The organism is Sandaracinus amylolyticus (assembly GCF_000737325.1).
GTDB classification, from domain to species: Bacteria; Myxococcota_A; Polyangia; order Polyangiales; family Sandaracinaceae; genus Sandaracinus; species Sandaracinus amylolyticus.
This window is the reverse complement of sequence record NZ_CP011125.1, coordinates 7,853,910-7,870,644: the sequence shown is the minus strand read 5'-3', so window position 1 is coordinate 7,870,644 and position 16,735 is coordinate 7,853,910. Positions and strand designations below refer to the sequence as shown.

The window sequence follows — 16,735 nt, the reverse complement described above, 5'->3', positions numbered from 1 at the left end:
GAGCGCCCACGCGTGCCGCGCTCCGGATCACTGCGGGGGCGGGGCCTTGTCGGCGAGCGGCCGGCAGATCGCGTGGCACGAGGTGAACGTGTTCCCGTCACCGATGCAGTACTTCATGCAGTCGCCGTAGTCGCCGTTGGTGCTGCCGTCGTCGAGCGCGATCGAGCCGGCCGCGACGTACGTGGGCGGACCGAACGAGCCCACGAGCTCCGACGGATCGTAGAGCTCGACGCTCACGCGCGCTCCGTCGCTCCCGGCGATCGTCACGATCGCTTCGACGACACGACCGAGCGGCGCGCGACTGAAGCTCAGCGACACCGACTGGCCCGCTCCGACGCCGCGCGTGAAGCGCACCGGCGCGGTCACAACGCCTTCGGAAGTTCGGAACTGCACGGCGACTTCGGACGCGGTGCCGTCGCTCCGGCCGTCTTCGGCGGTGAGCACGACCGTGTAGCTGACGAGCGGCGCGATCGTGCCGCTCCCGCCGAGCGGCGGCTGCGCGTGCGCGGACGAGGTGCCGCCGAGCGCGGCGAGGGCAGCGATGCAGAGCGAGAGGACGAAGCGATGAGCGTTCACGAGATCTCTCCTGGAGCCGGGGGCTCGTCTTGGGTTCGAAGAGGACTTGGAGAGCGCGTCGAGCGATCTTGCAGCGCTTTGAGCGGCGCGCGTCTCGTGCTCTGCTGCGCGCGTGGCTCGAGGGTGGGTGCTGGTCGCGCTGCTGCTCGCGTCGTGCGGGAGCCTGCAGCGCGCGAGAGAAGACATCGACGCGCGCGCGCAGCTCGCGCTCGTCGCAGGCCGCGTGCGCGTGGAAGAGGGAAACGGCGCGCCGGTGGTGGTCGCGCTGCTGCGCGCGCCGGCGCGCGAGGGCTGTCCCTACGAGGTCGTCGATCGACGCCAGGTGTTCGGGCGCGAGGGCGGATACGAGATGCTCGCGGAGCCGGGCGCGTATCGGCTCGTCGCGTTCGAAGACACGTCGCGTGATCTCGAGTACTCGCCCGGCGAGCGCATCGTCGCGTGGCACGACTTCGAGGATCTCGAGCTCACGCCGCGGTTCCATCCCGGGATCGATCTCGAGCTCTCGGGGCTCGCGCCGCGCTTCGAGCCGGCGATCACGACGGCGCCCGCGCCGAGCGGGCTGAGCGTCGGCGAGGTGCGCACGCTCGACGACGCGCGCTTCGCGCCCGAGGTCGCGCGCGTGGGCATCTGGGAGCCGCTGCGCTTCCTGCGCGAGTCGGGCGCGGGCGTGTACTTCCTCGAGCCCTACGACGCGTCGCGCACGCCGGTGCTCTTCGTGCACGGGATGGGCGGTCATCCGCGGGAATTCGCGTCGATGATCGCGCGCCTCGATCGCCGGACGCACCAGGCGTGGGTCGCGTTCTATCCGTCGGGCTGGGACCTCGAGAGCATCGCGTCGTACCTGCACCGCGCGATGAGCGAGGCGCACACGAGGACGCGCTTCGAGCGGCTGTGCGTCGTGGCGCACAGCATGGGCGGTGTGATCGCGCGTCGCGCGCTCGCGATGCATGCGCGACAGCGCGAGGACCCGACGCGCTCGTTCGTGCGCGGGCTCGTGACCATCGCATCGCCGCTCGGCGGACATCCCGGTGCCGCGCAAGGCGTGGTGCTGAGCCCGGTGGTGATCGACTCGTGGCGCTCGCTGGTGCCGGCGAGCTTGTTCTTGCGCGATCTGTACGAGGTGCCGCTCCCGGCGGAGACGCGATATGCGCTGTTGTTCGCATATCGAGCAGGTCAGTCGGACGACGGAGTGGTGCCCATCGCGAGCCAATTGCGCGCAGAGGCGCAGGACGAAGCGCAATTCGTGAGAGGATACGAGGACACCCACACGGGCGTGCTGCAGAACGAGCGAGTGTGGGCGGCAGTCGAGCAGGAGCTGGAGTCCTGTCGAGAGTCGGAGTGACTCACCGAGCCACGACGTCGGAGAGGACCGCGGTCGGGTCGTGCTCGGTTCCCCGCGTGGTTCAACCGTCCCCCCCGGGCGGGCCAGCGTCGCGAGGACAATCCCCGGCCCAGTCCAGAAAGAGCCCACCGATGACCGTCGAGCCCTCGCTGGAATGGATCGACTTGCACGACTCGGTCTTGGCGGCCCTGCACTTCGATGCCCGCACCCGCGACGTCCTGATGCAGTTCGACGACGCTCGCGCTCATCGCGTCGGCGATCCGAGCACCGTCGACTGCCACGTGGATCTGCTCGTGCGCGCGACGAGAGTCACGAATCTGATCATCTTCGAGGTCGCAGAGCCCGACTACGTCACCTTCGGGCACATCACTCGCGCGGGAGCAGACGTTCCCGTTCTGGATCTCGTTCATCACGAGGCCCAATCGATCGGAGTCGATCTTCGATTCGTGCCCGCGGCTGCCCTGGCGTTCCAAGCAGACGCGCTGTCCGCGGCGATACGCACGAAAGCGCGTGCTGCGCCGACCAGGTCGGACGGTGGCGTGTCGGTACCGGAGTCTGCCTCCGGAACGGACCTGCGACTGCCGCGCACCTGGCCCGATGCTGCTCGACTTCTCGAGCTCGGCTTCGAAGCCCGTGAGACCGGCGACGAGGTCGTCGTTCGCTTCGGCGAAGTCGCCGACGCGGCTCAGCGCTGCGTCGAGCTGCGTGGTGTCGGGCTCGAGCGCCTGCAGGCGTACCGGCTCGATGCGTCGAGAGACATCACGCGAATCAACATCCAGTCGGCGTCCGGTGAGCACGTGGATCTTCGATCGTTTCCGCGCTCGGGCTTGCGATCGCCGACCGTGACGATGTACCTGGGCCACGGCGAAGGTCTGTTCACTTGGAGGCCGCGCGAGCTCGCGATGCGCATCCTTCCCTCCGGCGAAAAGCTTCCCCCGCTCTTCGACGCGAGTCGATGAACGAGGGCGCGCCGGCGACCGCGATGCACGCCGCGCCGCTCACTTCACCGGCGCGACTGCCTTCGACACTTCGCTCAGCACGTACACCACGAGACCGATGCCCGCGAAATATCCCCACCAGCGCCACTCGATCGGCGCGCTGTGGAACAGCACGTTCATGAACGGCGCGTACGTGAAGAGCAGCTGGCACGCGAGCATCGCGATCGCACCGCCCCAGACCCACTTGTTCGTGAAGAGCCCCAGTCGGTGCGCGGGAATCCGCAGCGATCGACACGAGAACAGATAGCCCACCTCGACCACGACGATCGTGTTGGTCGCGATGGTGCGCGCCTCCGCGACCTTCGTCGGGTCCTCCGCGTACGCCCACTCGAAGAACCCGAACGCCGCGCCCGCGATCAGGCACGAGACGATCAGTGTCCGCACCGCGAGCCGCACGTCGAGCAGCGGCTTCTTCGCGTCGCGCGGCGGGCGCGACATCACGCCCGGCTCTTTCTTCTCGAACACCAGCGTCACGCCGAGCAGCACCGCGGTCGCGAGGTTCACCCAGAGGATCTGCACCGGCAGGATCGGCAGCTCCGTCTCCGCGACGATCGCCGCGAGCAGCACCAGGCCCTCGCCGCCGTTCGTCGGGAGCGTCCACGCGATGAACTTCACGAGGTTGTCGTAGACGCGACGCCCCTCTTCGATCGCCGCCTCGATCGTCGCGAAGTTGTCGTCGGTGAGAATCATCGCCGCCGCGCCGCGCGCGACGTCGGTGCCGTTCTTCCCCATCGCGACGCCGATGTCGGCCTGCTTCAGGGCCGGCGCGTCGTTCACTCCGTCGCCGGTCATCGCGACGACGTGACCGCGCTTCTGTAGCGCGCGCACGAGGCGCAGCTTCTGCTCGGGCGCCACGCGCGCGAAGACCGACGCGCGCTCCGCGAGCTCGGGGAGCGCCTCGTCGCTCACGCCTTCCAGCTCGCGTCCCGTGATCGCGCGCAGCCGACCGCTCGCGTCGCGCTCGCCTTCGAGCCCGAGATCGTCCGCGATCGCCGAGGCCGTCACCGCGTGATCGCCCGTGATCATCTTCACCTTCACGCCCGCCGCGTGACAGCTCGCGACCGCGCGCTTCGCCTCGGCGCGCGGCGGATCGATCATCCCGACGAGCCCGAGGAACGTCAGCTCCTTCACGTCGGCGTGCACGATGTCGGTCGCGCCCGCGGGCATCTCGCGCTTCGCGACGACGAGGATGCGCAGCCCGCGCGACGCGAGCTCGTCGACCTTCGCCGCCGCCGCTGCGCGATCGAACGCGGTGCGCGCGCCGTCCGCGTCGAGCGCGTCGGTGCACGCGTCGAGCAGCACGTCGGACGAGCCCTTCACGTGCATGAACGACTGGCCGCGCCGCTCGTCGTGATCGAGCGTGGCCATGTACATGTGGTCCGACTCGAACGCGATGACGTCGAGCCGCCGGCTCTCCTCGAGCGCGAGCGCGCCGCCCGCTTTCTCCGCGAGCACGACGAGCGCGGCCTCGGTGGGATCACCCTCGACCTTCGTTCCGTCGGGCCCGCGCAGCACGCGTGTGTCGTTGCACAGCGCGCCCGCGCGCACGCACTCGAGCAGTGCGCGATGCGAGCTGACCTCGACCGTCGAGCTCTCGCGCACGAACCCGCCGGCGCGGTCGTAGCCGACGCCCTTCACGCCGAAGCTCGTCCCGCCCGCCCACACGTGCGTGACCGTCATCTGGTTCTCGGTGAGCGTGCCGGTCTTGTCCGAGCAGATCACCGACGTGCTGCCGAGCGTCTCGACCGCGGGAAGCCTGCGCACCAGCGCGCGCCGCTTCGCCATCTGCGACACGCCGACCGCGAGCAGCACCGTGACCGCCGCGGGCAGGCCCTCGGGGATCGCGCCGACCGCGAGCGCGACCGCGGCGTTGAAGGTCTGCGCGAGATCGGATCGGCGCACCGCTTCGAGCGCGAACGCGGCCGCCGCGACGGCGAGGATGATCCACACGAGGGCGCGCGAGAGCCCCTCGATGCGCCGCGTGAGCGGCGTCGTCATCTCGTCCGCCGACGCGATCAGCCCCGCGATGCGGCCGGTCTCGGTCGCGTCGCCCGTCGCGATCACGATGCCGGTGCCACTGCCGTACGTGACCGCGGTGCCGGCGAAGGCGAGGTTCGTGCGATCGGCGAGCACGGTGTCGATCGACAGCTCCGCGATCTGCTTGCGCACCGGCACCGACTCGCCGGTGAGCGGCGCCTCGTCGACGTGCAGATCGCGGATGCGCAGGAGACGGAGGTCCGCGGGCACCGAGTCGCCCGAGTGCAGCTCGACGAGATCTCCGACGACGAGCTGCTCGCTGCGCACCCGCGTCTTGTGCCCGCCGCGGAGCACGGTCGCTTCGGTGACGACGAGCGCATCGAGCGCGGCGATCGCGCTCTCGGCGCGCTGCTCCTGGAAGAACCCGATCAGGGCGTTGAGCAGCACGACCGCGCCGATCACCGCGGCGTCGACGTAGTCGCCGAGCGCGATCGACACGATCACGGCGACGATCAGCACGAGCACGAGCGGCGCGATGAACTGATCGAGCAACCTCCGCCACGCCGGTCGCCCGCGCCGTCGCGAGAGGCGGTTGGGCCCGTCACGCTCCAGGCGCCGCCCGGCCTCCGCCTCGTCGAGGCCCGCGCGATCGTCGCCGCCGAGCGCGGTGACGACGTCGCCGGCGCGTTTCGTGTGCCAGTCCCTGTTGGTCGAGCCGTTCTCTCGCACGCCCCCATAGGTCCGCGCTTGCGTCCCGAGGTCAACCTTCCTGCTCGCCGGCGACGGCGTCGCCACCATCACGTCACGCCGGGGCGATGCGCGGCTCGGGCTCGGGGAACTCGATCCACCGCACGATGTCCTGCATCTCCAGCACGCCGATCACGTCGTCGCCCTCGAGCACCGGAAGCGTCGCGATCTCCGCGCGCAGCATGGTCCGGAGCGTCTCCGCGAGATCGGTCCGTGCGCCGATGCGCGGCAGCTCGGCGACCGCGATCATCGCGTCGCGCACCGGGCGCGCCTCCCACTCGCGCGCGGGCACGCGACGCACGTCCTCGAAGCGCAGGAGCCCGACGCACGCGCCGTGCTCCATCACCGGCAGCGCGCGCGCCGAGGTGCCGACGAAGTGGTTCGCGACCGCGCTCGCGATCGGCACGTCGGGCCCGATCGCGCTGGTCACCGGGTGCATGAGGTGCGACGCGACGAGCCCGCCGAGGCGCTCCTCGAGCAGCGCGCTCTGGTGGTACGTGCTCGCCGCGCTCAGCAGGAACCAGCCGAGGAACGCGACCCAGATGCCGCTCGTGAACGCGAGCGGGCCGAGCCGGAACGCCGACGCGATCCCGATCGCGATCATCACGAGCGAGATCGCCTGTCCGATGCGCGCGGCGACACGCGTCGCGGTGCGGTAGTCGCCGTCGAGCGCCCAGAGCAGCGCGCGCAGCACGCGACCGCCGTCGAGCGGGAACGCGGGGATCGCGTTGAAGAGCGCGATCGCGAGGTTCGCGATGCCGACCCACGCGAGCAGCGCGGGCACCGGCTCGAGCCACGCGAGCACACCCGACGCGTCGACCCAGAGCTTCGCGAGCGGGACCTGCAGGAGCCCGGCGAGCGTGATCAGCACGAAGCCGAGCACGAGGCTCGTGACTGGACCGACGAACGCGACGACGATCTCGCGCGCGGGCGTGCGCCCCTCGCGCGGATACGTCGCGATGCCGCCCAGCAGGAAGAGCGTGATCGCGGTCACCGGCGTGCCGAGCCTGCGCGCGACGACCGCCTGCACGAGCTCGTGGGCGATGATCGACGCTGCGATCCCGATCACCGCGAGGAACGCGAGCAGCACCGAGAGCCCGAGCGACCAGAGCGGATGGCTCGCGAAGAAGTGCGCGCTGAGGCTCACGAAGAAGAGCAGTCCGACGAGCAGCCAGCTCCAGTCGAGCCGTACGTCGATCCCCGCGACGTGTCCGAGCCGTAGGTTGCCCTGCATCGTGGCGATCACTCCTTCGAGCCGCTCGGCAGCGCGAACGGACCGCGCCGCGGCGCGAGGGCGCGCTCGACGGCGTTGCGCACGTGCGTCCAGAGGACCGAGAGCCGCGAGTAGGGCGAGTCGTTCGTCGCACGATCGGTGAAGACGCCGTGCGCACCGAAGTCGCCGGGCAGCGGCTCGAACAGGTTGTCGCGACGCGGCTGGTGCAGCGGCATGTCCGCCATCTGCCCGTCGTAGCCCTCGCGCGCGAGCACGTGATCGGCGTACCCCGGCAAGAGCTTCGAGCCGAGGATCGCCTTCACCGTCGGCTTTCCGACGAACACCTCGCGGCGCCGGTATCCGATCGAGTCGGCGATCACGCGCGCTGCGACCTCGGGCTGGTAGATCGGCGGCACCGGCTGAGGGTGCTTGTCGAATCGAGTCCTGCACCACGAGAACTGCGGCGTGTTCATCGCCGGCAGGTGGATCATCGTGAGCGCGACGCGACTGCCGTCGTGGAGCAGCTCGCTGCGCAGCGAGTCGGTGAACCCGCGCATCGCGTGCTTCGCGCCGCAGTACGCGGCCTGCAGCGGGATCGCGCGATAGGCGAGCGCCGAGCCCACTTGGATGATGTGCCCGCGGTCGCGAGGCTTCATGCGACGCAGCGCGGCCATCGTGCCCCACACCGCGCCGAGATACGTCACCTCGGTCACGCGGCGCACCTCGTCGGGCATCAGCTGATCGATCGGCGACACGACGGTGTTCATCGCGTTGTTGATCCACACGTCGATCGGGCCGAGCTCGCGCTCGGTGAGATCCGCCGCGGCCTCGACGGCTGCTTCGTCCGCGACGTCGGTGGGGATCGCGATCGCAGGCACTCCGAGCGCCCACGCCTCGCGCTGTGCGGCCACGAGCCCGTCGTGCCCTCGTGCGAGGAGCGCCAGCCCCCAGCCGCGCGCCGCGAGCTCGCGAGCGGTGGCGCGTCCCACGCCCGCGCTCGCCCCGGTGATCACCGCGATGCCCTTCATGGAGGACGCGTGAGTTCAAGAGTCGGGCCGAGAACGAGGATGACGGCGCGCCACGAGATCACGTCGCGGTCTTCACCAGCGCGCGCAGCACTTCCGCCACGCTCCACGCCTGCGCGCAACACCCGCGCGGCACGTACGGCTCCTCGGCGTCGAAGATCTCGCTGATGTTGCCGACGCACGCGTCGTTCATCGCGCTCCCGAACCCCGAGAGCAGCGATCTCGCCTCGGCGACGCGCTCCGGGTGCACGCGCAGGAACGCGTCGACGAACGGGCCGATCAGCCACGCCCAGACGGTGCCCTGGTGGTACGCGAGATCGCGCGCACGCAGGTCGCCGAAATAGCGCGGCTTGTAGTCGGCATGTCCCGGCGCGAGCGAGCGCAGCCCGAACGGTGTGAGCAGTCGAGTCTGCACCTTGTGCAGCACGGTCTCCCACTTCGACTTCTCGAGCACCGGATGCGCGAGCGAGAACGCGAAGATCTGATTCGGGCGGAACGCGGGATCGTCTCCGCCCTCTCCGTCGATCAGGTCGTAGAGATAGCCGCCCTGCGAGCACCAGAATCGCGCGTTGAACGACGCGAACGCGCGATCGGCGTGCTCCGCGAAGTGACGCGCCGTGCCCTCGTCGCGCAGCTCGTCGAGCGCCCAGCGCTGCATGCAGCGGAGCGCGTTGTACCAGAGCGCGTTGATCTCGACGGCCTTGCCGCGACGCGGCGTGACGACGTAGTCGCCGACCTTCGCGTCCATCCACGTGAGCTGATAGCCCTCCGCGCCCTGACGCAGGAGACCGTCGTCGGGGTCGACGCCGATCCCGAAGCGCGTTCCGCGCATGTGGTGCGCGACGATGTCCATCAGCGTCGGCATCAGCAGCCGCAGCGTCACGCGATCCTGCGTGACCTCGACGTAGCGCTGCAGCGCGTGGAAGAACCAAAGTGTCGCGTCGGCCGTGTGATAGAGGCCGTCGTTCTTCCCTTCGGGGAACATGTTCGGGATCAGACCGTCGCGGACGTAGTGCGCGAACGTGCGGAGGATGTAGCCCGCTTCGTTGTGGCGCCCCGTCGTGAGCGTCAGTCCCTCGAGCGAGATCATCGTGTCGCGGCCCCAGTCGGTGAACCAGTGATATCCCGCGATCACGGTGCGGATCTCGTCGCCCGACGCGTGCGCGCGCGCTGCATCCTCGGTGCGTCCGGCCGGCGTGATCAGGAATTGATCCGCGGCCTGCACCAGCTCCGCCGCGAGCCCTTCGCGTGCTTTCGGGTGCGCGAGCGCCGCGAGCTTCGCGCGCCGCTCGCGCTCGCGCGCGACCACCTGATCGTGCGGCACCGCGTGCACGACGTTCCAGTCCTCGACCGACGCGACCAGCGCGATCGGCTCTCCGCGCCGCAGCCGCGCACGGAAGAACCCCGGCGTGTACAACGCACCGACGGCGTCGTATCCGCGGCTCGCTTCGATGTGATAGCGCACGTCGTGGATGCGCTTGCCTTCGATCCGGAACGCCGACTCGCATCCTCGCACCTGCATGCGCAAGGGCGGCACGTCGGCGTGGTCCTCCTGCGAGACCTCGAAGCGATCGCCGATGAGCTTCAGCGAGTACTCGCCCTCGACGCGCCCCTCGACCGAGCCCTCGTGATGGCGGAAGTGCAGCCACGGCTCGAGCTCGATCTCGGGCTCGGAGCTCCCAGAGCACAGCGTGTAGACGACGAACGTCGTGTTCTGGCGGTGCGGCATCACGACGCGTCGCTCGATGACGCAGTCGGCGATCTCGTAGCGCCACACCGGCAGGCCCATCTCGATGCGGAAGTCCGTGCACCGCGCGATCGGCTCGTCGCGCCGGTGCGGATCTTCCTGCCCGCAGATCCGCATCGTACGAGCGCCGAGCATCACGCGCTCGCCGAGGTGATTCAGCATCATCGTGCGTCCGCGCGGCGCGGGCAGCGCGGCGACGAGCACACCGTGGAAGCGTCGCGTGATCACGCCGCTCACCGTGCCGGCGGCGTATCCACCGAGGCCGTTGGTGACGAGCCACTCGTGCGCGACGAGCGGTCGCGAAGGCGCCTCCGGATCGACGGTGCACGCGCGCGGCAGCTCGTCGGGATCCTTCGTGGCGTCGATGCCGAGGATGCGAATCGGCGGGCTCATCGGCGCTCCTCCGTGCTCGTCGTGGTGTCGCTGCTCCGCTTCTTCTCGGGCGGGCCGAAGCGCGGCGTCGGATCGGGCTCGGGCACGAGCAGCGCGGTGGAGTCCGCGGTCAGGTGCCAGCCGTCGTCCTGCTCGGTCGGCGTCGCGCCGCGCCCGCCCCAGCGCGGGTCCTCGCTGCTGAACGCGTCGCGCCAGCGCCGCGCGAACGGCGGCGCGCAGAGCGGCTCCGAGCACGAGGCCAGGTGGCGGCTCGGCCCGAGGTTCACGACCAGCAGTCGATCGTGATCCGGGGCGCTCCCGAAGTAGCGCAGCACGAGCGCGTGCTGCGCGGGATCGCTCAGCGCCGCCGCGTCGAGCCCGACCCGCGCATCGCCGGCGATCGTCCGATCCTCGCGCCGCAACGCGAGCAGCGTGCGCACCATGTCGACGTGCGAGGCATTGCGCGTGCGCTCGGCGTGATCGAGCTTCGAGCGCTCGAACGTCTCGAGCGCGGCGGGATCGGACAGACGTGCTCGCGCCTGCGCGACCGAGGGGAACTGCGCGAGGAACTCGCCGCGTCCCTTCCTCACGCACGCCGCGAGCGCCGGCTCGTGATCTGCGAAATAGAGGAACGGCGCCGAGGCGAGGAATTCCTCGCCTTGGAAGAGCAGCGGGGTCGCGGGCCCGAGCAGCACGAGCGAGAGCAGCGCGCGGTACTTCGCCGGGCACGTGAGCTGGTGGACGCGCCGTCCGTCGAGCGAGTTCGCGACCTGATCGTGGTTCTGCAGATATGCGACGAACCGAGTCGGGTCGACGTCGAAGGTGGCAGTTCCGCGGCGCTGCGACTGCCACGCATAACGCTGACCTTGGTACAGGAATCCGTGCTTCAGCGCCGACGCGATCTCCTGCGCCGATCCGGTGTAGTCGCGATAATAGGCCTCGTCGCGACCCGTCAGCGCCACCGTCGCCGAGTGATGGAAGTCGTCGTTCCACAGCGCATCGAGGCCCATCCCGCCCTCGTCGCGCGGTCGCACGAGCTCCACACGCTGCGGCTCGTTCTCGCCGATCACCAGCGTCGTGCGCTCGGGGGCTGCATCGCGCACGGCGCGCGCCAGCGCCGACACGAGGTGCTCGTGATCGGCGTCGAAGTCGTAGATGTCCTGGGTCGCATCGAGGCGCAGACCGTCGAACCGGTACTCGTCGATCCAGAATCGCGCGTTCGCGATCACGAGCTCGCGCACCGGCTCGCAGCCCGGACCGTCGAAGCGCGGAGACAGACCCCAGTCCGTCTCGTATCGATCGCTGGAGAACGACGGCGAGAATCGAGGGAGGTAGTTCCCGTCGGGCCCGAGGTGGTTGTAGACGACGTCGAGGATCACCGCGAGGCCGAGCCCATGCGCGTGATCGACGAAGCGGCGCAGATCGTCCGGCCTGCCGTACCCCGCGTACGGCGCGAACAGCGAGACTCCGTCGTAGCCCCACCCGAACCGCCCGGGGAACGCGGTGACCGGCATCATCTCGATCACCGTGATCCCGACGTCGGCGAGCTCGCGCAGGTGCTCCGCCGCCGCGCGCCACGTGCCCGCGCGCGTGAACGTGCCGACGTGCATCTCGTAGAACACCGCGTCGCGGAGCGCGCGACCGCGCCACTCGTGATCGCTCCACGTGAACGCGCGCGGATCGATCACCTCCGATGCGCCGTGGGGGCCGTCGGGCTGCGAGCGCGAGCCGGGATCCGGGTAGAGCTTCGGGTCGTCGTCGAGCAGGAAGCCGTAGCGCGTGCCCGGGCCCGCCTCGCGCACCAGCACGCGCCAGTGTTGCGTGCCGTCGCGGTCGAGGAGCACGCGCCGCTCGTGCCGCGTGCCGGGATCGAGCACCGCCTCCACGCGCTTCGTCGTGGGCGCCCAGACGCGCAGCTCGACGCCGTCGCGCTGCACTTCGGCGCCGATCGGTGCTCGTCGCGGTGCGATCATCCCGTCGCTCGCTCCATCGATCGCTCCATCGATCGACATCACCGAGCAAACGGCGTGCGTGACGCCGATGACGCGATGCGCGTGGCGCGCTGCCCCGCTCGTCGCGCGGCACGCGACCTCGGCGATCGAGCGAGCGCGGGCGCGATGGCGTAGAGTCCGCCGCGATGGGCCTCGGCTCGATCCTGCTCGGCGTCTTCGCGCTGATCTTCATGTTCGGCGGGTTCGTGCTCACGTTCGTGCCCTTCCTCGGCACGATGCTCTCGTTCCTCGCGCCGGTGCTGGCGGTGGCGGGCATCGTGCTGGGCGGCGTCGCGCTCTCGCGCGCGAGGGAGAACCGGCAGAACGAGGGGCTCGCGATCGCGGGGCTCGTCGTGAACATCGTGGCGTTCGTGCCGGCGATGCTCGTCGCCGTCACGTGCGGTCTCTGCAACACGGTGTGCACCGGGATCGCGCTCACGCCGAGCGATCCCAACGCGACGCCCTGGTACCAGCGCGACGCCGGGCCTTCTCCGTTCGACGTGCTCTTCGTCGACGCAGGCGTGCCGCACGCGACGCCGAACGCGCCGAACACGCCGCCTCCGATCGCGCCCCCGCCAATCGCGCCGCCGTCTCCGATCGAACCGTTGCCGAGCGCGCCGCCCGGAGCGCCCGCCCAGCCGCCGGGCACGCTGCCTCCTCCTCCGCTCCCGCCCGGACCCGTCGCGCCCGCGCCGGAGACGAGCGCGCGATGAACCCCATCGTCGGCGAGCTCACGATCGGCGGCGTCACGCGGCCGCTCGGTGGCTACGGCGTCGCGGTCGCGATCGGCATGCTGTTGACCGGCGCGTTCGCGACGCGCGCCGCGCAGCGCGCGCGCGAGGACGTCGGCGCGGTCATCGCGTGCTGCGGCTACGCGGTCGCCGGGGGCCTCGCCGGCGCGTGGCTCACGTTCGTCGCGGTCGAGTGGGCGCGCACCGGATCGCCGATCACCGCGCTGAGCACCGGCGGCGGGCTCGTCTTCTACGGCGCGGTGCCGGGCGGCACGCTCGCGACCTGGCTCGGTGCGCGCTACCTGCGCGTGCCCTTCGTGAAGATGCTCGACCTCAGCGTCCCGGGGATCGCCGCGGGCCACGCGATCGGTCGCGTCGGGTGCTTCCTCGGCGGCTGCTGCTACGGCGCGGAGCACCACGGCCCGCTCGCGGTCGTGTTCACCCATCCGCTCGCGCCCGCGGCGCACCCGCCGATCCCGCGCCACCCCGTGCAGCTCTACGAGTCCGCGGGGCTGCTCGTGCTCGGCCTCGTGTTCGCGCTCGTTCCCGTCGGACGCACCAACGGCACACGCACGCTCGCGTACGTGATCGCCTACGGCGTGCTCCGCTTCTGCGTCGAGGGCCTCCGCGGCGACGCGATCCGCGGCGTGTGGGGCCCGCTCTCGACCTCGCAGACGATCTCCGTCGTGCTCATCGTGCTCGCGTCGGGCGTGCTGCTCGCGCGACGGCGCGCGACCGTGGCAGCCTGAGCGCGCGCCATGACGCGCGTCGCGCTCACGATCCCACTGCTCGCGTCGCTCCTCGGCGGCCTGCACCTGCAGCTCCGCGCGAGCGCGATCGAGGGTCCACACGATCTCCGCCTCGAGCGGGACGACGTCGTGTGGATCGAAGAGGGTGAATTCACGATGGGCCCTTCGCGCGGCGACGTGCTCTTCGCGATCCTGCTCTGCCAGGACGAGCACGATCTCGCGGTCGCCGAGGGCTGCGCCGACGCGCGCTTCGACCACGAGGGCCGCCCGCGCCGCGTGCACGTCGCGACGTTCGGCATCGATCGCACCGAGGTCACCCACGCGGCGTACCGCCGCTGTGTGGCCGCGGGGCGCTGCGCTCCGCCGCGCATCGACGAAGGTGACGCGCGCGTGGGCGGCGACACGATGCCGGTCGCCGGGATCACCGCGGGCGACGCCGAGGCGTACTGCGCGTTCGCGGGCGGTCGCTTGCCCACCGAGGACGAGTGGGAGAAGGCCGCGCGCGGCGACACGAACCGGCGCTTCCCGTGGGGTCGCTTCTACCACGCGCGCCTCGCGAACCATGGTCGTCCTCCGCTGCGCCCCGACGTCGGCGACGGGTTCCGCTGGGCCGCGCCGGTCGGCTCGTTCCCCGACGGCGCGAGCCCCTACGGCGTGCTCGACATGGCGGGCAACGTGTACGAGTGGACCTCGTCGCGCCCGAGCGAAGAGGACTTCGACGTGCTCGGCGTGCAGGACCAGGACCCCACGCCGTATCGCATCCTGCGCGGCGGATCGTGGAGCCATCCCGCGGTCTCGATGCGCGTCACGCACCGCGCGCTCCTGCTCGCGAGCGACGCGCGCGTCGACGTCGGCGTGCGCTGTGCGTACGACCCTCCGCGCGCGCGGTGACGTCGCTGGAAAGCCGCGGTTCCGGCGGCTATCCTCCGCCGCCGACCCCCGGAGGATTCCCTTGTCGTCTCGATTCGCAACGCTCTTCGCCACAGCGCTCGTCCTCGCCATCACCGCCTCGGGCTGCGGTCAGACGCGCGGCGAGACGTGCCAGGTCCACGGCGACTGCGAGAGCGGGCTGATCTGCTGCAAGACCACCGGATCGGTCCCGGCCCGCGGCACCTGCCAGCCGGACTCCGAGTGCACCGACATCACCGAGACCGACGCCGGTATGGAGGAGGACGCTGGCGAAGGAGAGGTCGACGCCGGTGAAGGAGAGACCGACGCCGGTGAAGGAGAGACCGACGCCGGCGATGGAGAGACCGACGCCGGTAGCGACGCTGGTGGGGACGACGCCGGCACCGACGCGAGCACCGAGGACGCGGGCACGGACGCAGCGACCTGAGCGAGAGAGACGAGACGCGACCCCGATGCCCGAAGCCCGCACGATGGTCGACCCGCTGATCGGACGTACGATCGGCGGGCGCTACCGGTTGATCCAGCGGCTGGGCAGTGGAGGGATGTCGAGCGTCTACCTCGCTCGACACGTGCTCATCGATCGCCTGATGGCGATCAAGACGCTCCGTCGCGATCTCGCGTCCGATCCCGTGCAGCGCGACCGCTTCATCCGCGAGGCGCGCGCGGTCAATCGGATCAACCACGAGAACATCGTCGAGATCACCGACTTCGGCGAGGCCGAGGACGGGCTCGTCTACCTCGTGATGGAGTACGTCCCGGGCGAGCCGCTGCTGCGCGTGATGAGCAGCCAGGGCCCGTTCTCGATCGCGCGCGCGTTCGACATCGCGCAGCAGATCGGCAGCGCGCTCGCGCGCGCGCACCAGATGGGCGTGGTCCACCGCGACCTCAAGCCCGAGAACATCCTGATCGTGCAGAAGCGCGATCGGAAGGACTTCGTGAAGATCCTGGACTTCGGGATCGCGAAGATCCTCGATGCGCCCTCGCTCACGGGATCGCAGCAGATCTTCGGCACGCCGGGATACATCGCGCCCGAGTACATCCAGTCGACGAACATCGACGGTCGCGCCGACCTCTACTCGCTGGGCGTGATCCTCTACGAGATGGTCACGGGCGCGCTCCCGTTCGACTACGAGTACCCGGGCGACCTGCTCGTGAAGCACGTCACCGAGCAGCCGATCCCGCCGACGCAGCGCCGCCCCGAGGTGCCCGGCCCGGTCGAGGCGCTCGTGCTGCGGTGCCTCGTGAAGGACCCGCAGGATCGCTTCCGCGACGCGTACCACTTCCTCTCGGAGCTGCGCGCCGTGCGCGAGCGGCTCGGCCCCGCGACGAGCTGGGGCGCGCTCAACGAGCCCGGCGTCGAGGTCGGACGTGCGCTCGACGAGCACGCGCCGACGCCCGACGTGCTCGCCGCGTCGCGGAGCGCCCACGAGGACGACTCGAGCGAGCGCGACGAGCTGCGCACGACGCAGCCGTCGCGCAGCGAGGTGCACGACACGCCGCTCGAGCCCGAGCGCCTTCCGCGCGGGCCCGCCGCGCCCGGCGGGTTCGGTCGTGTGACCGCGGAGTACGCGCGTCCGGTGATCCCCGAGCCGCCGCGCGACGATCTCGAGATCGAGGTCGAGGTCGACGTCGCCGCGATCGCCGAAGAAGAGAAGGCGAAAGAGCTCGATCGCGCGACCCAGCCCGCGCCCGCGCCCGAGATGGCGCCCGACGGCCTCTTCGGGGTGCGCCGCTGGCGCAAGCGCTTCGACGCGATCCGCGCGTGGCTCGACGAGCTCGAGATGGATCACCCCGCGCCCGCCGAGATCGATCACGCGATGGCGTTCGCGGCGCGCACGCTCGAGTCGCTCGAGGAGTCGGTCGCGGTGTCGGAGACACACCAGGCCACGGTCGAGTCGCTCGGAGTGAGCGCGCGCGACTACCGCGCGACGCTGGGCCGCACGATCGACGAGCTCGCGGGCGAGCTCAGCAAGCGGCGCGGCGAGCTCGAGCAGCTCGTGCGCCGTCGCGACGAGCTCGCGGTGCGTCGCGAGGTCGCGCGCGCGAAGGTGCGCGATCGCGAGGCGACCGAGGGCGAGGCCGACGCGCTCCTCTGGGAGCTCGCCGCGGTCGAGGAAGACGTGCGCGTGAAGGCGGGCCAGTGCGACGAGCTCGAGGCGCAGGTCACGGATCTGCGCGATCGCCTCGATCGCGAGAACGAGCGCTTCGAGGGCGAGATCGCGTCGCTCGTCGCAGTGCTCGACGTCGAGATGCAGCGCCTCGAGGGCATCGCGGCCGCGCTGCGCGCGCCGCTCGAGCGCGCCGAGAAGTACGTGCGCGACCGCTGGCCCGACGCGCGCTGAGCTCCAGCGCGCGTCG

The 16,735-nt window shown here is 70.9% G+C and carries 13 protein-coding genes; 7 read left to right on the top strand and 6 right to left on the bottom strand.

Annotated features, from left to right (window positions below; translation table 11 throughout):
• Positions 1–27: 27 nt before the first annotated feature.
• Entirely contained in the window at positions 28–576 is a 549-nt protein-coding gene (locus tag DB32_RS33205) for a hypothetical protein (protein WP_053236674.1), read from the bottom strand.
• A gap of 112 nt (positions 577–688) precedes the next feature.
• On the opposite strand from DB32_RS33205, the gene DB32_RS33200 reads away from it, so the two are divergent.
• Both DB32_RS33200 and DB32_RS33195 read left to right on the top strand, forming a co-directional pair.
• Positions 689–1,918, top strand: a complete 1,230-nt coding sequence (locus DB32_RS33200; RefSeq protein WP_157069682.1) for an esterase/lipase family protein — start codon at positions 689–691, stop codon at positions 1,916–1,918.
• Between the two features lie 131 nt (positions 1,919–2,049).
• Positions 2,050–2,877: a hypothetical protein gene (locus DB32_RS33195; protein ID WP_053236672.1), complete on the top strand. Its 828-nt coding sequence runs from the start codon at positions 2,050–2,052 to the stop codon at positions 2,875–2,877.
• 39 nt (positions 2,878–2,916) lie between these two features.
• Here the strand turns inward: DB32_RS33195 and DB32_RS33190 are convergent, their stop codons facing one another.
• The 5 genes from DB32_RS33190 to treZ form a co-directional block, all read right to left on the bottom strand.
• Complete coding sequence (locus DB32_RS33190) at positions 2,917–5,622, bottom strand: cation-translocating P-type ATPase (RefSeq protein ID WP_053236671.1); 2,706 nt, start codon at positions 5,620–5,622, stop codon at positions 2,917–2,919.
• A 73-nt stretch (positions 5,623–5,695) separates the two neighbouring features.
• Positions 5,696–6,874, bottom strand: a complete 1,179-nt coding sequence (locus tag DB32_RS33185; RefSeq protein WP_157069681.1) for a site-2 protease family protein — start codon at positions 6,872–6,874, stop codon at positions 5,696–5,698.
• Between the two features lie 8 nt (positions 6,875–6,882).
• A complete protein-coding gene (locus DB32_RS33180; protein ID WP_053236669.1) occupies positions 6,883–7,881 on the bottom strand; it encodes an SDR family oxidoreductase in 999 nt (332 codons plus the stop codon).
• 58 nt (positions 7,882–7,939) lie between these two features.
• Complete coding sequence (locus DB32_RS33175; protein ID WP_083458099.1) at positions 7,940–10,018, bottom strand: amylo-alpha-1,6-glucosidase; 2,079 nt, start codon at positions 10,016–10,018, stop codon at positions 7,940–7,942.
• Positions 10,015–12,009 carry a malto-oligosyltrehalose trehalohydrolase gene (treZ, locus tag DB32_RS33170; protein ID WP_075097684.1) on the bottom strand — a complete coding sequence of 665 codons (1,995 nt, stop codon included), beginning with the start codon at positions 12,007–12,009 and terminating at the stop codon, positions 10,015–10,017. The genes DB32_RS33175 and treZ overlap by 4 nt, the downstream gene beginning before the upstream one ends.
• A gap of 125 nt (positions 12,010–12,134) precedes the next feature.
• On the opposite strand from treZ, the gene DB32_RS50075 reads away from it, so the two are divergent.
• From DB32_RS50075 to DB32_RS33145, 5 genes are all read left to right on the top strand, one after another.
• Positions 12,135–12,701: a DUF4190 domain-containing protein gene (locus DB32_RS50075; RefSeq protein ID WP_053236668.1), complete on the top strand. Its 567-nt coding sequence runs from the start codon at positions 12,135–12,137 to the stop codon at positions 12,699–12,701.
• Positions 12,698–13,468 carry a prolipoprotein diacylglyceryl transferase gene (locus tag DB32_RS47405; RefSeq protein ID WP_053236667.1) on the top strand — a complete coding sequence of 257 codons (771 nt, stop codon included), beginning with the start codon at positions 12,698–12,700 and terminating at the stop codon, positions 13,466–13,468. The genes DB32_RS50075 and DB32_RS47405 overlap by 4 nt, the downstream gene beginning before the upstream one ends.
• A 9-nt stretch (positions 13,469–13,477) precedes the next feature.
• Positions 13,478–14,359: a formylglycine-generating enzyme family protein gene (locus DB32_RS33155; protein ID WP_053236666.1), complete on the top strand. Its 882-nt coding sequence runs from the start codon at positions 13,478–13,480 to the stop codon at positions 14,357–14,359.
• 61 nt (positions 14,360–14,420) lie between these two features.
• Positions 14,421–14,804, top strand: a complete 384-nt coding sequence (locus tag DB32_RS33150; RefSeq protein WP_157069680.1) for a hypothetical protein — start codon at positions 14,421–14,423, stop codon at positions 14,802–14,804.
• A 25-nt stretch (positions 14,805–14,829) separates the two neighbouring features.
• Complete coding sequence (locus DB32_RS33145) at positions 14,830–16,719, top strand: serine/threonine-protein kinase (RefSeq protein ID WP_169791637.1); 1,890 nt, start codon at positions 14,830–14,832, stop codon at positions 16,717–16,719.
• Positions 16,720–16,735 lie beyond the last annotated feature (16 nt).

What these genes read in the sequence shown, in the direction of transcription:
- DB32_RS50075 (WP_053236668.1), top strand. Translation starts at nt 12,135, where the DNA reads ATGGGCCTCGGCTCGATCCTGCTCGGCGTCTTCGCGCTGATCTTCATG.
- treZ (WP_075097684.1), bottom strand. Translation starts at nt 12,009, where the DNA reads ATGTCGATCGATGGAGCGATCGATGGAGCGAGCGACGGGATGATCGCA.
- DB32_RS33185 (WP_157069681.1), bottom strand. Translation starts at nt 6,874, where the DNA reads ATGCAGGGCAACCTACGGCTCGGACACGTCGCGGGGATCGACGTACGG.
- DB32_RS33180 (WP_053236669.1), bottom strand. Translation starts at nt 7,881, where the DNA reads ATGAAGGGCATCGCGGTGATCACCGGGGCGAGCGCGGGCGTGGGACGC.
- DB32_RS33175 (WP_083458099.1), bottom strand. Translation starts at nt 10,018, where the DNA reads ATGAGCCCGCCGATTCGCATCCTCGGCATCGACGCCACGAAGGATCCC.
- DB32_RS33195 (WP_053236672.1), top strand. Translation starts at nt 2,050, where the DNA reads ATGACCGTCGAGCCCTCGCTGGAATGGATCGACTTGCACGACTCGGTC.
- DB32_RS33145 (WP_169791637.1), top strand. Translation starts at nt 14,830, where the DNA reads ATGCCCGAAGCCCGCACGATGGTCGACCCGCTGATCGGACGTACGATC.
- DB32_RS33155 (WP_053236666.1), top strand. Translation starts at nt 13,478, where the DNA reads ATGACGCGCGTCGCGCTCACGATCCCACTGCTCGCGTCGCTCCTCGGC.
- DB32_RS47405 (WP_053236667.1), top strand. Translation starts at nt 12,698, where the DNA reads ATGAACCCCATCGTCGGCGAGCTCACGATCGGCGGCGTCACGCGGCCG.